General features: G+C 55.9%; 14 protein-coding genes. 7 read left to right on the top strand and 7 right to left on the bottom strand.

What is annotated here, in order from left to right:
* Positions 1 to 26 precede the first annotated feature (26 nt).
* Positions 27 to 461, bottom strand: a complete 435-nt coding sequence (locus E1180_RS06660) for an NUDIX hydrolase (RefSeq protein WP_155190393.1) — start codon at positions 459 to 461, stop codon at positions 27 to 29.
* 30 nt (positions 462 to 491) lie between these two features.
* Positions 492 to 1,004 (bottom strand): hypothetical protein, encoded by a 513-nt coding sequence (locus tag E1180_RS06655; protein WP_155190392.1) that lies wholly within the window; start codon positions 1,002 to 1,004, stop codon positions 492 to 494.
* Positions 1,005 to 1,119: 115 nt separating this feature from the next.
* On the opposite strand from E1180_RS06655, the gene E1180_RS06650 reads away from it, so the two are divergent.
* The 3 genes from E1180_RS06650 to E1180_RS06640 all read left to right on the top strand — a co-directional run bounded on the left by E1180_RS06650 (position 1,120) and on the right by E1180_RS06640 (position 4,550).
* A complete protein-coding gene (locus E1180_RS06650; protein ID WP_155190391.1) occupies positions 1,120 to 1,866 on the top strand; it encodes an SOS response-associated peptidase in 747 nt (248 codons plus the stop codon).
* A gap of 258 nt (positions 1,867 to 2,124) precedes the next feature.
* Complete coding sequence (locus E1180_RS06645) at positions 2,125 to 3,414, top strand: pentapeptide repeat-containing protein (RefSeq protein WP_155190390.1); 1,290 nt, start codon at positions 2,125 to 2,127, stop codon at positions 3,412 to 3,414.
* A gap of 260 nt (positions 3,415 to 3,674) precedes the next feature.
* Complete coding sequence (locus E1180_RS06640; protein WP_155190389.1) at positions 3,675 to 4,550, top strand: class I SAM-dependent methyltransferase; 876 nt, start codon at positions 3,675 to 3,677, stop codon at positions 4,548 to 4,550.
* Between the two features lie 99 nt (positions 4,551 to 4,649).
* On the opposite strand, the gene E1180_RS06635 is transcribed toward E1180_RS06640, so the two are convergent.
* The 3 genes from E1180_RS06635 to E1180_RS06625 form a co-directional block, all read right to left on the bottom strand.
* Positions 4,650 to 5,081 (bottom strand): glyoxalase superfamily protein, encoded by a 432-nt coding sequence (locus E1180_RS06635; protein WP_155190388.1) that lies wholly within the window; start codon positions 5,079 to 5,081, stop codon positions 4,650 to 4,652.
* 324 nt (positions 5,082 to 5,405) lie between these two features.
* Positions 5,406 to 6,866: a chromosomal replication initiator protein DnaA gene (gene dnaA / locus E1180_RS06630; RefSeq protein ID WP_208996973.1), complete on the bottom strand. Its 1,461-nt coding sequence runs from the start codon at positions 6,864 to 6,866 to the stop codon at positions 5,406 to 5,408.
* A 1,091-nt stretch (positions 6,867 to 7,957) separates the two neighbouring features.
* Positions 7,958 to 9,370: an FAD-binding oxidoreductase gene (locus E1180_RS06625; RefSeq protein ID WP_155190386.1), complete on the bottom strand. Its 1,413-nt coding sequence runs from the start codon at positions 9,368 to 9,370 to the stop codon at positions 7,958 to 7,960.
* Positions 9,371 to 9,539: 169 nt separating this feature from the next.
* Between E1180_RS06625 and fabI the strand changes: the two genes are divergently transcribed.
* The 3 genes from fabI (at position 9,540) to E1180_RS06610 (ending at position 12,378) form a co-directional block, all read left to right on the top strand.
* The gene (gene fabI / locus E1180_RS06620) at positions 9,540 to 10,352 is read left to right on the top strand and encodes an enoyl-ACP reductase FabI (protein ID WP_155190385.1); all 813 of its coding nucleotides are present in this window, start codon (positions 9,540 to 9,542) and stop codon (positions 10,350 to 10,352) included.
* Positions 10,353 to 10,457: 105 nt separating this feature from the next.
* Positions 10,458 to 11,099, top strand: a complete 642-nt coding sequence (locus E1180_RS06615) for a histidine phosphatase family protein (RefSeq protein WP_155190384.1) — start codon at positions 10,458 to 10,460, stop codon at positions 11,097 to 11,099.
* 112 nt (positions 11,100 to 11,211) lie between these two features.
* Positions 11,212 to 12,378, top strand: a complete 1,167-nt coding sequence (locus E1180_RS06610) for a DUF3095 family protein (protein ID WP_155190383.1) — start codon at positions 11,212 to 11,214, stop codon at positions 12,376 to 12,378.
* A 200-nt stretch (positions 12,379 to 12,578) separates the two neighbouring features.
* On the opposite strand, the gene E1180_RS06605 is transcribed toward E1180_RS06610, so the two are convergent.
* Positions 12,579 to 14,864: a putative bifunctional diguanylate cyclase/phosphodiesterase gene (locus tag E1180_RS06605; RefSeq protein WP_196220551.1), complete on the bottom strand. Its 2,286-nt coding sequence runs from the start codon at positions 14,862 to 14,864 to the stop codon at positions 12,579 to 12,581.
* 279 nt (positions 14,865 to 15,143) lie between these two features.
* Between E1180_RS06605 and aroC the strand changes: the two genes are divergently transcribed.
* Complete coding sequence (gene aroC / locus E1180_RS06600; RefSeq protein WP_155190381.1) at positions 15,144 to 16,229, top strand: chorismate synthase; 1,086 nt, start codon at positions 15,144 to 15,146, stop codon at positions 16,227 to 16,229.
* A gap of 66 nt (positions 16,230 to 16,295) precedes the next feature.
* On the opposite strand, the gene E1180_RS06595 is transcribed toward aroC, so the two are convergent.
* Positions 16,296 to 16,868, bottom strand: a complete 573-nt coding sequence (locus E1180_RS06595) for a hypothetical protein (RefSeq protein WP_155190380.1) — start codon at positions 16,866 to 16,868, stop codon at positions 16,296 to 16,298.
* Positions 16,869 to 16,883 lie beyond the last annotated feature (15 nt).

Genomic DNA, 16,883 nt, shown 5'->3' with positions numbered 1-16,883 from the left:
CCGCAGCACGCTTGCGTGAGACCCGGTCAGACTGCCGGGAGTGTTGCCATTAACCGCCGCACCCGCTCAGGTGTGCCCGGCGTTGTGAGCCGCTGCCCGACCTCTTCGCCCGTTAGCCAGGCGCTTTCCAGCGCGTCGCTGCCCGGTTTGAGGTCGCCGCTTTGATACGCCCCAAAGAAGACGACCAGAACATAATGGGTGATCGGGCTGCCATCCTGGTCTTTCTGAATGGCATCGACCACCTCGATCGGTTCGCCAAGATCTGCGGTCAGACCAGTTTCTTCAAACAATTCGCGCACGGCGGCATCATGCAGTGTTTCGCCATACTCGAGATGTCCACCCGGAAGGCTCCAGTGATGTTTATAAGGATCCTTCGACCGTTTGATCAGCAGGACACGACCATCCATGTGGCAAAGCACGCTGACGCCGATACGGGGGTGACCTGAAACGGACGGCAGCATCACACCTCCTGGGAAACAGGGAAATAGGGATCAGGCAAACAGAGCGTCGATCTCGGCCTGCGCGCCATCGCCTTCACGCTGGGTTGCCTCTGGCTCGATATGGCCGTGGATGACACCGCTGGCAATGGAAATCAGCGGCTTGATCTCGTGGGTGGCGAAATCGGCAATGTCTGCCGCAATGGCACTGACATCCGGGGCGTCCCGCAATTGCTGCTGGATCTGGCCAACCATGCGGTCGATGTCCGCAACGCGGTATTCCAGATGTTCGCGCAGATGGCTCGGGGCGGCATGATAGGCCTGGATGGCGAGATTCTTGTCCTTGAAGCTCGAATTTTCAAAGTGGCCTTCGTAATCGAGCGGTTCCCATTCCAGAACATCTTCCGAACAATCCGGCATGTCCGGGAGCATTTCCAAAAGCATCATGACTTCATTGAAATGATTAAGATAATCGGTCGCAAGACCGGTCTGGGGATTGATGTTTGCCCGCTCCAGCTTCTCAGCAGCCAGATCACCGGCGCCCAACACTGGATCCAAACATTCCATTCTAGTCCCCCGATTGCCTATCTTTGACCGCTACGCTACTTCTTTTTTGTTTCCAATTGCCTAACTCGGTGGGAGCCTTTTCCAAGGCCGTCCTGGCCGATGCTGGAGGACAGCCATGTGTGGCCGTTTCAGCCTGACGGCAACGCCCGAAGAAGTTCGCGCGCTGTTCGGCTATATTGATCAGCCCAATTTTCCGCCGCGTTACAACATCGCGCCGACCCAGCCGGTTGCGACCGTACGCCAGGAACATGGCCGGCGGCGGTTTCAGTTGATCCGATGGGGCCTGATCCCGTCCTGGGTCAAGGATCCAGCCAGCTTTACGGTGCTTATCAATGCCAGAGCGGAGACCGCCGCGCAAAAGCCATCCTTCCGGGCCGCCATGCGCCACCATCGCTGCATATTCCCGGCCTCGGGCTTTTACGAATGGCGGCGAACACCCGACGGTAAGCAGCCGTTCTGGATCCATCCCGCGGATGGCGGGGTCATGGCGATGGCCGGTCTATGGGACACATGGTCGGATCCGGATGGCGGAGACATGGACAGCGGTGCGATGCTGACAATCGAATCAAACAAGATGATGTCTGAAATCCATCACCGCATGCCTGTCATCTTGAAGCCCGAGTCCTTTGACGCCTGGCTGGATACGGCGAACATTGATGTGCGGCAGGCGCAGCAAATGCTGCTCCCGATCGAGGATGATTATCTGGTGGCAACGCCTGTCTCCTCCCGCGTGAACAAGGTCGTAAATGACGACCCTGAGCTACAGGTCGAAGTTGCGCTTGAGACGACAGACGCTCCGGAAAAGACACGCCGGCCTCAAAAGAAGACGGCAAAAGGCGGCGGGCAATTGGATCTGTTTTGAGCCGCAAGGAACCGATGGTTTTCGAACCAGTTGAATGTCCGTTACGAGCCCTAACTCGATGTTCGCCGACATGCAACCAATTGGCTAATATGACCCATTGCTACCGTTGCCTTGATCCGTTGAACTTATATAGTTTCTAAGAAAGCAAACCTTGTAAATCTGCAAACCCTACCAGGATGCTTGCTTAAGTATCTGCGAGGTAATCATCAGTTGAGATCAGAGAATAAACCGTCGCTGCTAGATTGGCTTTGCCTTAGGTTGAGTCTTGATTTCTCAAGAGCTCGTTGGTTAGGGGCCGTTGCGGGACTATTAGTCATTTTATCTTCGCTTGTGGCGGCTTTAGTGGCAATCATGAGCTTACTCTCGCTGCTATCGGCTTTATTGGGCCTTGGTATATATGCTGGTGATCCAACTGCTGCAGCAGTTCGAAACTTGGGCCTCCTGGTGGCAGCAATTTTCGCTGCACCATTCTTGGTATGGCGAACAATGGTTGCTCAGGCGCAAGCCAATACAGCTGAACAAGGCCTCATTACGGAGAGAATAAACAAGGCTGTCGAGGGATTAGGGGCCGTGAAAACCGTAAAACGGCAGCGAACTCGGATGAGCGGTAAACTAGCACATGAAAAGGGTGAAGACGGCAATCCCAATTTCTCGAAGCCAATCTACGAAGAAGTAACTGCGCCCAATTTGGAAGTGAGGATCGGTGGCCTTTTCGCGCTTGAGAGAATTTCTCAAGATAGCCCGCGAGACTATCTACAAATTTTGGAGATTATTTGCGCGTACATTCGTGAAAATTCCCCATCGCACAGTTTGGAACCGACACCAGAACTCGAAAAACGTCCCTATGTCAGAACGGATATTCAGACTGCAATTAAGATTTTGGCGAGGCGCTCAGAGGAGCAAATCAGCTTCGAATGGAAGTATCGATTTCGGCTGGACCTTCGCAACTGCAACCTATCAGGCGTCGATTTTGAAGCAGGGAATTTTTCTGCGACCATGTTTCACCGCTCAAGGCTAGAAGGTGCAGTTTTTTCTGACTGTAAGCTGGAAGGGACCCAATTTTTCAGTGCAGTTCTAAACTGCGCGGATTTTGACCGAGCTCAATTGATCGGGACTAGGTTTGACCATGCAATTTTCAATTTGCCAGCAATCCCCGCTGGCTCTATGTCAAACAGTATAACAATGGCCAACATTCACAGTATAGTTGTTGCAGGCGCAGATTTGTCAGAAATCACCTATTTAGGTGAGGGCGAGGATTCGAACAGGACATTTGGAACCAAAGATACCAAATTACATCGAGAACTCGAATTCGATAGAAGAAAGTACGATGGTCATTGGCGGGAAATACGGAAACTCCGTAGAGATGACGAGTTAGTACAAGCGAAAGAAAAAGAGCAAGAGTTGGAGAACTCAAAAGATTTCATATATTGGGTTCCTTTCGACACGAATGACCTCGCACTTGGTCATTTCTTGAGCGCCTTTATGGACCGGCACGGACTGTATTCGTGGCCTCATCGAGCAAAGCCCCCAGGGACCACCAGCGAATAGTGGCACATGTAGCCAAATACTTGCGACGATTAGAACTCGAATTTCATTCGTTTCTGAATGACCGCTTTGTGTGCCGATATTGAACCGCGCAAAGTTATCCGAACAGCTCCTTTCCGAATTATTTGAGAACTCTGCTCCATATCGAGTTTGGTCAAAAAGTCCGCTGACCAGTCAGTGGAATTTCGTTCAATTCTTACCGTGTGACGTGCAAAGTCGGGATGGACGGGATAGGAGAGGCTTTCTCTTGTGGCTGGAAACCGATGACGGACGATCACTTCACACCTAAGACGGCAGACCAACCGGGGGGCAGTATCGAAGACGACGCGCTTGCAGAAGCCTATAATCGCGGTCTTGCGCTGCAAAAGAGCGGTGAATTGGAGGCTGCCGCGGACGCTTACCGTCAGGCCTTAAAAATCGACCCGGCGGATCCTGGTGGGGTCAGCATCCGCCTTGCCGCCATGGGTATGGCAGCGGCGCCGGAAAAAATGCCCGATGCTTACGTCGCAACTCTTTTTGACCAGCATGCGGATGTCTTCGACGAGATCCTGGTGGAGGAGCTTGGATATTGCGTTCCCTTGATGGTGCGCGATCTGGTCACCAAGCTGGGAGTTGGTCCCTTCGACAGGCTGTTGGATCTGGGATGCGGCACCGGACTGACCGGCGCCGCCCTGTTTGATGTAACAGCACACCGGACCGGAGCAGATCTGTCGGAACGGATCGTTGAGCTTGCTTATGACCGGGAAGTCTATGACGACCTTTATGTCGGGGAGGCGGTCGAGTTCTTGCAAGAGTTCGAGGATGACGATCTGGGCCGGTGCCGTTGGGATTTGATCACCGCAACCGATGTCTTTCCTTATCTGGGGGCGGTGGAGCCCTTTTTGCAGGCAGCGGCCGACCGGTTGACGAATCTCGGATACCTCGCGTTTTCGACAGAAACGCTGCCAGATGATGCATTTGCCGGCCAGAATTACGTGGTTGGTCCGAAAAGCCGATATGCGCAGAAGGAAGCCTATATCCGGTCCGCTTTGGCCGCCCATGGCTTTGATATTCTGGCGATGGACCCGATCACGGTGCGCCTGGAGGAAGGTGTACCGGTGCCTGGCCATCTTGTCATGGCCAGGCTTGGCGGGCTTTAAACCAATGGGCGGTAAACGGGACCCGATTTACCGCCCAAAGCTTATCGGCTGTGGAGTGATTGAGCATCTTTGGGTGTTTCGAACTAAACGTCCGATACTCTAAGATGCCTGCCTCAGGCGCATGTAAGGTTCGCCGTTGGACGTCTTTTTCAAGGCCACGCCGTCGCCTGCGATGAGGCAAACCACCCGGCTGCGCCAGGCCGAAAAGCTCTCGAACGTGACGACATCAACGGGTTTGTCGAACTGCACGGTTGCCCGGTAGCCGCTCTTGTTGGGCAAACTGGACAAACCGGTGACAACACCCTCAAACGGCTGCTGCAGGTAAGTGCCCGTCACCCGGTCGCCAACGGCAAACGGCTGCATGGGCCCGTTGCCAGCTGCAGCGCAACAGGTATTCCAATCACGGTAGCCATGCTGGCTCGCGATCATTTCCAGTGTCTCACTGTGGCTCACAGTCTGCCCTTTCGAAGCAAGGGCGGAGCGAAGCCGTTTTGCCTGCTGCTTCAGGTCTGTAACGGATGGAAGTGTCATGATGTAACCTTTCAATGGAAAGGCAGGCATTCAAGATGGGGGCCCGCATTGCCATCGGCCTGCGCAAATCATTGCAAAGGTCGATCAGTCCGGAAGGGTCCGGGAAGGCGTTCACCTGGGCCGTGAGGCTGCGGACGGCGGGTCCCTTCAAACCGGCTGCTTAAGTAGGAAGTGCTGGTTGCTTTGTCAATCCGGCAAAAAGAAAGCCGCTTGCGCGGCTTCAAGGGGAGGGAGGTTACGATGTTATGCCCCTGGAGCTGCACGCCAGGTGCTTGGAACAGCGGTATGGGGATATGTACCGCTGTTTTCCGGTCCGCCTTGGTCTCAGGCGTGGATCAGACGCTTCAAAAGCTCGACTTCCTGGGACAGGGATTTGTCCTTGGACACCATGGCTTCAATCTTGCGCACGGCATGAAGCACTGTTGTGTGATCGCGGTTGCCGAAGCGGCGGCCGATTTCCGGCAATGAACGGCCGGTCATGACCTTTGCGATATACATGGCGATCTGCCTTGGCCGGACCAATGTCCTCGCCCGGCAGGACGACAAAAGATCCGCTTTTGTGACGCTGTAGTGCTTGCAAATCACCTGCTGGATCTCTTCCACCTTGATGGAGCGGGGTTCCCCGATCCGGACCAGATCATGCAGGGTTTTTTCCGCAAGCTGCATGGTCACCGGCTGCTTGGTCAGCTGGTTGTGGGCAAATAGCCGGTTCAGGGCACCTTCGAGATCGCGGGCGGAGGAAATGACATAGCGGGCGATGTAATCGGCTACATCATCTGGCACCGAGAACCCGGGATGGGTCCGGCGGGCGGCAAAGATCCGCTTGCGCAAGATATCCTGCCGGAGCGCATAGTCTGTTGCCTGGATGCCGACCACTTCGCCTGTCTGTATGCGTTGACGCAAAGCAGTGCCAAGTGTCTCCAGTTCTTCCGGTGGCCGGTCGGCCGCCATGATGATCTGGGCAGGGGCTTCCATCAGCATTTCAAGTGTTTTGGCGAACTCTTCATGGCCCTGTTTGCCATGGAGGAACTGAAGGTCATCCACCAGGAGAAGGTCGATGGAGCGCATGGCCTGGCGCAAAACCGGGAAGGCGGGTGTCCGCAATGCCGGAACCAGGTGGTACATGAAGAACTCGGCCGACAGGTAGGCGACCTGGCGCCCTGCCTTGCGGCCCTCGATTGCCGCGGCCTGAAGAAGGTGTGTCTTGCCTATTCCGGTAGCAGAGTGGACGTAGAGCAGGTTGAGGGTGCCCTCATGCCCCGCTGCCATTTGCCGCACAGCTGCGCATGCCAGGCTGTTGGAGGCTCCTTCCGCGAACGCATCGAAGGTGAGCTTCGGGTTCAGTGCTGCACCATTCAGGAACCCTGCGGCAGCATCCTCGCCCGTATCTGCAAGGCATGGGATATTCGCCGATGTGGCCATTGAGCCGAATTGGGGCGTGGTCGAAAAGGGGGCGGACCGGGCGCTAATCCGCCGGGCGGGGAGGGCTTTGGGAACCGGATTGGTGTGCTGACGCGGACGCAATGCCCCGCGCACGGTCAGCTCGATGCGGTTGATCTTGTTGTGTTCCCGCTTCCAGAGCCCCACCAGCTGCTTTTCGTAATTGTTTTGGATCCAGCTCTTCAAGAACCTGGTTGGCACTGACAAACGAACCGCATCATCGAACGTGTCTTCATGGTTCACACGTCCGAACCAATTGGAGAAAACGTCGTCACCGAGTTCATTTCTGAGCTCTGTTTTTACACGATCCCATTGATCCGAACTGGTCAAGTTCTGAACCTGCATTGTGGCCTCCATGTGGGAGAATGGCCTAACCCATCCCCTCTCGTGCACTGTCAAGGGGCTGCGAATTCCGCCGTCGCTGCCCTTTATTGTTTTGTCAGGCCCAAGCCTCCTTCGGAGGTATTGAACCGGCTGGCTTGTTAACGCCTACGAGACATCATTAACCTTTTGCTTACCATACTTACAAATAGCTTATTTTTATGAGGTCATAGACGTTCGATATAGTAATTCCTGCAGTCGAAACGTATTTGCCATGTAAAATTTACATAGAGATTTCTCCGCTGCGAAGCTGCAGGAGCAGTTTGTAAGTCTTGAATTCTGTATCTCCTATGATTGCAGCTCACAGCCGCCGTGAGCACGTGTTTGATTTTAGGAAAATTTTAACCTTTGGAACATTTTTTTTCGAGTTTTCAAAAGGCAGGCCAAAAATTAGGAAGTTTTGATAGGTTGTTTTCTATCTTGCCTCTGAAAAGACAGGCATTTTTGACAAGCATGCAGAAAGGATTGGTTAACGGCAGCGGCGCGCGTGTTGAACTTTTTTGCTCCTTAGACCGGATCAGGCAGCCGTCATGCGTGGATTTTGGGGAAAACAGACTCACAGATCAGCATGATGATCCATGGCCGGCCGTTAACGAAGATGACGGGCGCAAACGGCAAATGGCAGATCAATCAGTAGGGTGGTGCCAATTGTGAATGTAGACGTTGCGCTGTCACAAATCAGGGCGCCTGCCGCCGTAAGCCGTCGAAACGCAAATACTCTGGCAACCTGTAATTTCTGACACTTGATCGGCTTCTGATACCTCTGACAACTTTTCGATGGCGCATGCGGATTTTACAACTTGAAAATCGTCAGCACGGCTGAAGTATTCCTTCAGTATTTCGCAGGCGTCATGAAATCAGCATTGGTGGGTCTCCGCGGTTGCAGGCGCGTGTTTCATTGGACTGCTCAGGGTTGCTTTTGTTTTGGGCCGTGTCTTTGAAATCCCAATCGCACAGGCATTTAAACGCGTGCTGCAGGCAATACGAAAAACCCGGCACCAAGGCCGGGTTTACAACACGTTAAGCGGCTCATATCTGCGCCTTTGGCAGCAGCATCACAGGATCCGGCCTGGGTTCAGAAGGCCTTTTGGGTCCACGGCTGCCTTAATGCGGCGCATAAGGTCCAGTTCGATGTCCTGCTTTACGTCCTTCAGGAGGTCTTTCTTCAGCCGCCCGATTCCGTGTTCGGCAGAGATGCTGCCATTGAACTGCAGCACGATGTCATGAACGATCTTGTTCATCTCATCCCACTTGGCAATGTAGTCTTCCTTATCCGCCCCGACCGGTTGGCTGACATTGAAGTGAATGTTGCCGTCTCCAATATGACCGAAGGGCACAGGGCGGCATCCCGGCACAAAAGCGTCCACTGCTTCCATGGCCTTGTCGAGGAAATCGGGAACCGAGGCGACTGGCACGGAGATGTCATGCTTGATGGAGCCGCCTTCCGGCTTTTGAACTTCCGACAGGCCGTGGCGCAGATGCCAGAAATCATTCACCTGGGAAAGGTTCTGCGCGAAGGCCGCATCCTCGACTAGGCCAGCTTCAAAGGCGTCGCCCAGGATGCCTTCCATTAGATCGCGGACTTCAAAGGCCTCCGATCCGCTCGACAGCTCCATAAGCACATACCAGGGGTGTTCGCTCTCCAGGGGGTCGCGGGCACCGTCCAGGTGTTTCAGGCAGAACTCGATGCCGATCCGGGGCATGATTTCGAACCCGGTCAAAAGCGGTCCGGCCTGCGCTTTTGCCAGGGAAAAGAGCTTCAGAACCGCATGCGGGTCTTGCGCTCCGACAAACGCAGCTTCCAGTTTTTTCGGCTTCGGGAAGAGCTTCAGGGAGGCAGCTGTAATTATCCCCAGGGTGCCCTCGCCACCGATAAACAATTGTTTCAAATCATAACCGGTATTGTCTTTGCGCAGCGTTCGCAGCCCGTTCCAAATCTCGCCCGTTGGCAAGACAACTTCGAGCCCGAGAACGAGGTCCCGGGTGTTACCATAGGCCAGCACGGCGGTGCCGCCGGCATTGGTCGAGATGTTTCCGCCGATCTGGCACGAGCCTTGTGCACCGAGGGAGAGCGGAAACAACCGGTCCACTTTCTCAGCCTCGTTTTGCAATGTTTCCAGCACCACACCAGCTTCGACCGTAATGGTAAAGCCATCAGGGTCGACATTTCGGATCTTGTTCAGGCGGGCGAGGGACAAAACGATTTCGTCCCCGGTTTCCTGCGGAATTTGGCCGCCCATCAGCCCTGTGTTGCCGCCTTGCGGCACCACCTTCAGACCGTTCTCATAGGCATAATTGAGGACCGCACTGACTTCTTCCGTCGTGCCCGGCCGGAGCACCATTGGGGTGACGCCCTGGTAAAGATCCCGCCACTCGATCAGATAAGGGGCCTGGTCATCGGGCAATGTCAGAACGTTGGCCTGGCCAATCAAATCGGCAAAGCGGGCGGCGTGGGCAGTGGCCTCCATAAGTGGGGTCCTCGTGATGTTTAGCAGTTGATTTCGGGCGGCAACATAGTGCCAGAAGCACACGCCGTCGACGCTTCATTCCAAAATCCGGTCACTTGAAGGAACCACACCCTTGTGCCATAGGAAGCCAGCCCGCTCGGGCGGTACTGGATTTCTTTCGGAGATGAAGATGGCGGAAACGCGCGGACTGATGAACGGCAAACGTGGTCTGATCATGGGCGTGGCGAATAACAAGTCGATTGCCTGGGGCATAGCCAAAGCGGCCGCTGATGCCGGAGCCGAACTCGCGTTGACGTATCAGGGAGATGCTCTGAAGAAACGGGTTGAACCGCTGGCGGAACAACTGGGCGCGATTGTCGCCGGTCATTGCGATGTAACCGATGGAGAATCCATCGATGCGGTCTTCAACCTGCTGGAAGAGAAGTGGGGCAAGATCGATTTCGTGGTCCATGCTGTTGCCTTCTCCGACAAGAGCGAATTGACCGGCCGGTTTGTGGACACGTCGTCAGACAATTTTGATCGCACCATGAATATTTCATGCTACTCGCTGACGGCTGTGACCCAGCGCGCCGAGAAGCTCATGAGCGATGGCGGGTCCATTCTGACGCTGACCTATTACGGCGCCGAGAAGGTGATGCCGCATTACAATGTCATGGGTGTTGCAAAGGCCGCGCTTGAAACAAGCGTCAAGTATCTGGCCATGGATCTCGGCCCGCAAAACATCCGCGTCAATGCAATTTCGGCCGGACCGATCAAAACCCTCGCGGCCTCCGGGATTGGCGACTTCCGCTATATCCTGAAGTGGAACGAGTATAACTCACCGCTGCGCCGGACGGTCACCATTGAGGAAGTTGGCGACAGTGCCCTGTTCTTGCTGTCGGACCTTGGCCGGGGTGTGACCGGTGAAATTCAGCATGTTGATTGCGGTTACAACATCGTCGGCATGAAGGCTGTTGATGCACCGGACATTTCGGTGGTTTGAACCGCCGGTTGAGACCGGTCTTCGACCCGGTTCCGCCTCTTTATTGAGACGTATGAATGCGCGCCCTCCAATCGGTCCGGGCGCGCAACTTCTTTGCAGGTGAACATGACAACACTTTCCATTCCCCAATCCGGCAACCTGCCAAAGCTCCATGATCCGGAGTTTCTGATTTTTATCCGCCACGGCCAGACCGACTGGAACGCCGAGGGGCGCATGCAGGGGCAAAGGGACATTCCGCTGAATGATATTGGCCGCGGACAGGCCTCCGGAAACGGCGCCAAGCTGAAGGATTTTCTCCGCGAGCAGGGACTGACGGACAGTGATCTGGATTTTGTGTCCTCTCCCTTGGGCCGGACCCGGAGCACGATGGAACTCTTGCGCAGCGCCATGGGTCTGCCCCCTGGCCACTACAGGCTCGATGACCGTTTGAAGGAAATCACGTTTGGTGACTGGGAAGGCTTCACATTTGACGATCTGGCGGACGAGGAGCAGGAGTTGATTGCGGCTAGGCGGGCCGATAAATGGGGCTTCACCCCACCGAATGGGGAGAGCTACCGGATGCTCGCAAGCCGTATCGGCGGCTGGCTGAAGAGCGTTCAGACACCAACGGTTGTCGTGTCCCATGGCGGTGTCTTCCGTGTTTTGCGGGGGCTTTTGGAAGGGGGCGCGACCGTCGATGTGCCCAAGCTTGATGTGCCTCAGGACAAGGTATTTGTCTGGCGCAACGGGGGCATGACCGCGATCTGATACTTGCCGGCTTTCCCGCGCCAACACGAACTCGTGACCCGTTTTTCCGGGCCCGGTGTCATCGGTTCCACTCCGCAAGGCGTAAGACAGAAAACAACAGGGCACACTTGTTATGCCGGCCGATGATTTTTATTCAGATCTACCAAGCTTCAGTGATTTCAGCGCCGTTGGTTCCATTGATGACTACCGCCCCGTCCCGGATGACTGGATAGTTCTGGCGGCCGATATTGTCCGGTCGAGCGACGCAATTGCCGGCGGCCGCTACAAGGACGTCAACATGATCGGCGCGGCAGTGATCGCAGCCATCTTGAACGCCGTCGGAAGTGATCGTGTTCCCTTCGTCTTTGGCGGCGACGGCGCCATGTTGATCATTCCGGCTCAACATCTGGAGGCGGGCAAGAAGGCCCTGTCGGGTGTTGTTGATCTTGCCCGGCAAGTGATGGAGCTGGAATTGCGTGCCGCTGCGATCCCGGTCTCCCATATCCGGGGCCTTGGCGGAGATATCCGGATCAGGAAGTATCTCCTTAGCCCCGGCAATCACCTGGCGATGATCATTGGCGACGGCCTACAGCTCGCAGACCAGATACTCAAGGATCCAGACCAGGCCACCCCCTTCGTAATCGCACAAATCACTGGCCCTTTGCCGCCACTGGATGGACTGTCATGCAAATGGGAGCCGCTGCCGGCCGTCAATGGCCAAATTGCCTCGTTGATCGTGAAGCCTACGGGGACAAAAACGCTCACCGAAATCGTCTCCGGTCTGGCCGAAGGGCTGGGTTTCAATCCGCTGACGGATGATGCACAGACGCGCCTTGCCGACCAAAATCGCCTGAAGTTCCGGTTCCCGCCAAAAGGGCTGGGAGTGGAGGTCAAACTCGCGTTTGCCAAGAACAAGCTGAAGGGCTGGCTGGAGGCAAGTGTTGTCTGCCTGTTGTTTTTGTACAGCTACACGACGGGACGGCGGATCGGTCCGTTCGACCCGAAAAAATACTTTCAAGAACTCGGCACCAACACAGATCACCGAAAGGTCGGTGACAGTCTGCAGCTTGTTCTCGATCTCACGCCAAAACAGCTTGCAGCTGTTCAGGTCTATCTGGAAGACGCGTATAAGCGGGGCGATCTTGTCTACGGCCTTCACATCTCCGACGAGGCCCTCATGACCTGCTTTGTCGAGGATATCGGCAAGAGCAAACATATCCACTTTGTGGATGGTGCTGACGGCGGATTGAGCCTTGCCGCGACACAATTCAAAGCGCGCCAGAAAGCTCAGCCGGTGTAGGGCAAGTCGCGTTTAGACGGGTGAGGTTCACTGTCACTCGGCTGTGCCTCTTACGCAAAATCTGATGTTGTCTGAATTTATGTAAACACGACACGCTATAGATCAGCGGGTGATAGCCCGGACCCGAGTTACTGCCCAAAGCTGATCAGCTATGCAGCGGTCGAGGATCATTGGACGTTTCGAACTAACGGGACGATACTCTAGGCTTTAGCTGCGACCGCGACTGCCGGCTCGCCAAGGTCCGGGGGAGGGGCGCGCATAAGGTGGTCTTGGCGCAGGACCATGCCCATGAAGGCATCTTTGGGAATGGCCTTGGAAATCAGGAACCCCTGAATAACGTCGCAGCCATTGGCCGCCAGCCATGCGCGCTCGCCTTCGGTCTCGACGCCTTCGGCCAAAACGGCAATATCGAGGCTCTTGGCCAGATTGATCAGGGCGCTTGTAAACTTCTGAAGGCCCGGATCCCCGTCCACTCCTGCAACAAAACTCCGGTCGATTTTCACGCGGTCCACTTTCAGGTCCCGCAAGCTGGAGATGCTGGAATGGCCGGTGCCGAAGTCATCCAGTTCGATATGGAAACCGAGGCTCGAAAGATGTGCGATGTTTTCCTTGATCGGCATGGCTGCGCTCTCGTCGATCATCACCGCTTCCAGAATCTCTACGCTGACCATTGACGGTGTCAGTCCGAATTGGCGGACCTTCTGGACCAGAGAATTGACGGCTTCGCGGCTGGCCAGCAAATCCGCTGACAGGTTCAGTCCAAAATGGATAGACCGGCGCGTCTGTTTCTCCATACAGGCGGCAAGTTCCAAGGTCTGGTCGCGGACCGCAGCCTCAATCAGGCTCATATAGCCGGCATCCATGGCAGCTGGCAGGAAGGAGCCGGGAAACCGGACGATATCCTTGTCGATCCAGCGGACCAGGGCCTCGGCGCCGACGACTTCACCGGTGTGAATGTCGACCTGGGGCTGGAACCAGGGCATGATGGTCTCTTCCTTGAGCGCCTTCAGAACATTCTTGGCCGTTTCACCGTATTCTTCGAAGATTGCCCGCATGTCTTTCGTGAAGAGTTCGCTGTGACGCGGCCCTTTTTGCTTTGAGGCGCGCATGGCCAGAGCCGCGTCGATCAGGCACTGATCGGTAACGGCCTCACCGGGGGCGCTGAGGAACATCCCGATATTTGTATCGAGATTGGCCTTGTGCAGATCAACGTAGCGGTCCTTGCCCAGCTCGTTGATGATGGCATCGCCCAGGGTTTTGAATTCCTTTGCATAAATCACGTTTGGCCGGAGAAGCACAAACTCAGTTCCGCCGGTCCGGCTGAGGAAATCGTCCGGCTCGGCAAATTGCATCAATTCTGCTGCGATATCCCGCAAGAACGCGTCGCCGATTTGATCGCCATACTGGTCATTGATCTTCTTGAATTGCCGGATGTCCAGTGTCAGCACACCAATACGCTTGGACGGCAGCTTTGCCTTGGCAAGGGCATTGATGGTTTTCAAAAGCGCCTGGCGGTTCGGCAATCCGGTCAGTGGATCGTGAAGACCGAGATTTTCAAACTCCTGCTGGGTGCGCTGGGCAAGCGCCCGGGTGAGCGCGATGGCAATCCCGAAGGCCACGATGATCACCGACCCGCCAACGAGCCCGGCAAGAGACACCGCAAAAAGCGTTTCCGCGCGCTGGCGCTGCAGATCCTCGTGCATGTAGTCGACCGCATTTTGCCAGAGCGAAAATGTCGCCCGGATCAGGTCCGGATAGGCATTGATGACGGGCTCCGTCACAATGTCGGTGCCGGTATCTGCCTGGATGGTCGAGGAGAGCAGCTTCGCGCCCTCACTTTGATAGGCAACATTGGCTTTCCGGTAAACATCTGCCGCTCGTCTCAGATCTTCCGCTTTGGCGCCAGTGAGTTCGGCAAAGTTTTCAAGTGTTTCCCGCGAAGCGCCGTCCGCGGCCACCTTGAACTGCCCGCCCTGGACGGGAACCAGCATCTTGTCCCAGACATTGATCACGTCTTTGCCGGAGAGCATTTCAGCATTACGACGCATGTTCGCCGTCTCAACGATCACCGCAAGAAGCGTATCGGCAACAAGACCCGGGATGGCCATGGCTTCATAGGAAACGGATCCGCCCATCTTGGCGATCTGAAAAGACGACCGGACAAGGTCGCGCGCGCTGCGAATGGCCTTTGCGGCGTCGGGCTCGGCCTTGAATTTGTTCAAATCTGCGAGAAAGTCTTCGGCATAACGGTCGCCAGCGAACTGCAACAGCGCATCTTGAAGGCGGTCGTTGTTGGCGGTCACCTCGCCCGTTAATGCCTTTTCCTGCATCAAGGGGCCGACAGCCTGCACGAGATAGAGACCCTTCAGGCTGTGGTCTATCGCGCTGACGTTCTCAAACTTGTTGTAAAACCATAGGGATGCAAAGAGCAGGCTCGGTGCCAGCAAGAAAACGATCAGACCTGTTAGCCACCCGCGAATGTGCACTTTGGACACCATTCAGTTGAGAGATCGCGATCAGTGTCCCTATAGGCTCTTAATGAAAGGCAAATACCAAGGCAGACCAGCGATCAACTTTGTAAGCTTTCCGTGATTACGGCGTTAAATTGGCCGGTTCTGACACGAAGAACCGCCCAACAGCAGCTGGGTTTGAAGTCCGGGCAGCTAGCACCTCTGCGTCAAACAGCCCACGGGGCTTGAGCTTCAAGTCGCGATGGCGTATCGCTCGCGTTCAATAAAAACGCCAAATCCGTCCAGGAATGTTCAATGTCCCATAACAGCTTCGGTCACTTGTTTCGTGTCACCACCTGGGGGGAAAGCCATGGCCCGGCCATCGGGTGTGTGGTGGACGGTTGCCCGCCGCTGATCCCGCTGACGGAAGCTGACATTCAGGGCTTTATGGAAAAGCGCAAGCCCGGCCAATCCAAATACACCACGCAAAGGCGTGAGCCGGACGAAGTGAAAATCCTGTCGGGCGTCATGGTCGATGAGGACGGCATACAAAAAACAACGGGGACGCCGATTTCGCTGATGGTGGAAAACACCGACCAGCGTTCCAAGGACTATTCGGAAATCAAGGACCGTTTCCGGCCGGGACATGCGGATTTCACCTATGACGCCAAATATGGCATTCGCGACTATCGCGGCGGGGGGCGGTCCTCGGCCCGCGAGACAGCGATGCGTGTTGCCGCCGGTGCCGTTGCCCGCAAGGTGCTGCAAGGTGTTACCATCCGCGCCGCGCTGGTTCAGATCGGCCCGCACAAGATTGACCGGAGCAAGTGGGACTGGGCGCAGGTCGAGAACAATCCGTTCTTTTGCCCGGACGCCGATGCAGCTGCGTCCTGGGCGGACTATCTGGACGGCGTGCGCAAGGCCGGGTCATCCGTTGGCGCGGTCATCGAAGTTGTTGCAGAAGGGGTTCCGGCCGGTTGGGGCGCGCCGATCTACGGCAAGCTGGATACGGATCTGTCGGCTGCGATGATGTCCATCAATGCGGTCAAGGGCGTTGAGATCGGCAATGGGTTCGAAGCGGCGACGCTCACCGGTGAAGACAACGCTGATGAAATCCGCCTCGACGATGTCGGGCAGCCCATGTTCCTGACCAATCATTCTGGCGGTGTCCTGGGCGGGATCTCCAATGGAGATCCGCTCGTCGTGCGGTTTGCGGTCAAACCGACCTCTTCCATCCTGACGGAGCGCAAGTCCATTACGAGCAAGGGGGAAGAAGTGGACGTGATGACCAAGGGCCGCCACGATCCTTGCGTCGGCATCCGTGCCGTGCCGGTTGGCGAGGCCATGATGGCCTGCGTTCTGGCCGATCACTTCCTGCGTCATCGCGGGCAGGTGGGGTAACACTGTCTGGGGTTGTTTGCCGGGCCGTGAGCCGGTTTTTTGGCTCTGTGCGTAGGTGATTGCGGACTAGACGAACTTGAACGTGCGGATCCGGCTCAGGATTTCTTCCGGGTCCGCTTCAAGCGTGTGCAGATTGATTGCGATGAGTTCGCGGCCATGTTCGCGCGGCGTGCGTTTCCAATTGCGCATCATGAACTTTTTCCAGAAGGGGCAGGTCTGGGCCTGGCTGACGGCATCCTCCAGCGACCGGGTGAGCAGGACATGGAGTTTGACCTGTTCATTGTTGCGGACCTTGGTACGGTGCACGTCGGTCATACGGATCGCGGACCAGTCGATGAACCCGATCCGCTCGACATATAGGCCTTCTTCGTTGGCGCCGAGCTGCGGTTTTCCCTTTTCGATCATGGGAAAATGCCAGTAGGCCATGGCAAACGGGGCGATGGCTGCCGGGGCCAGAAGCGGAAGGCCGCCAACAACACTGACGGCGGCAAAGACAATTCCAATTCCAATACAGCCGTAGAACAGGCCTTCGCTCGTCCGCCGGTTGAAGCCGACGGTAAAGGGTTTTGGCGCCGGTTTTTCGTCTGCCTTAGCAGTTGCTTTCCCGGGTTTGTCTGCCGCAGCTGCCTTTACCGCCATGAATGCTCATCCCTT

Source organism: Roseibium denhamense (assembly GCF_009711415.1).
Classification (GTDB): domain Bacteria; phylum Pseudomonadota; class Alphaproteobacteria; order Rhizobiales; family Stappiaceae; genus Roseibium; species Roseibium denhamense.
The sequence above is the reverse complement of the archived record's forward strand: the minus strand, read 5'-3'. Positions and strand labels throughout refer to the sequence as shown.

Excerpts from the sequence above, each read along its gene's own strand:
- E1180_RS06615 (WP_155190384.1), top strand. The coding sequence starts at position 10,458 with ATGACAACACTTTCCATTCCCCAATCCGGCAACCTGCCAAAGCTCCAT.
- E1180_RS06610 (WP_155190383.1), top strand. The coding sequence starts at position 11,212 with ATGCCGGCCGATGATTTTTATTCAGATCTACCAAGCTTCAGTGATTTC.
- E1180_RS06595 (WP_155190380.1), bottom strand. The coding sequence starts at position 16,868 with ATGGCGGTAAAGGCAGCTGCGGCAGACAAACCCGGGAAAGCAACTGCT.
- E1180_RS06640 (WP_155190389.1), top strand. The coding sequence starts at position 3,675 with ATGACGGACGATCACTTCACACCTAAGACGGCAGACCAACCGGGGGGC.
- E1180_RS06625 (WP_155190386.1), bottom strand. The coding sequence starts at position 9,370 with ATGGAGGCCACTGCCCACGCCGCCCGCTTTGCCGATTTGATTGGCCAG.
- fabI (WP_155190385.1), top strand. The coding sequence starts at position 9,540 with ATGGCGGAAACGCGCGGACTGATGAACGGCAAACGTGGTCTGATCATG.
- dnaA (WP_208996973.1), bottom strand. The coding sequence starts at position 6,866 with ATGCAGGTTCAGAACTTGACCAGTTCGGATCAATGGGATCGTGTAAAA.
- E1180_RS06655 (WP_155190392.1), bottom strand. The coding sequence starts at position 1,004 with ATGGAATGTTTGGATCCAGTGTTGGGCGCCGGTGATCTGGCTGCTGAG.
- E1180_RS06650 (WP_155190391.1), top strand. The coding sequence starts at position 1,120 with ATGTGTGGCCGTTTCAGCCTGACGGCAACGCCCGAAGAAGTTCGCGCG.
- E1180_RS06660 (WP_155190393.1), bottom strand. The coding sequence starts at position 461 with ATGCTGCCGTCCGTTTCAGGTCACCCCCGTATCGGCGTCAGCGTGCTT.
- aroC (WP_155190381.1), top strand. The coding sequence starts at position 15,144 with ATGTCCCATAACAGCTTCGGTCACTTGTTTCGTGTCACCACCTGGGGG.
- E1180_RS06635 (WP_155190388.1), bottom strand. The coding sequence starts at position 5,081 with ATGACACTTCCATCCGTTACAGACCTGAAGCAGCAGGCAAAACGGCTT.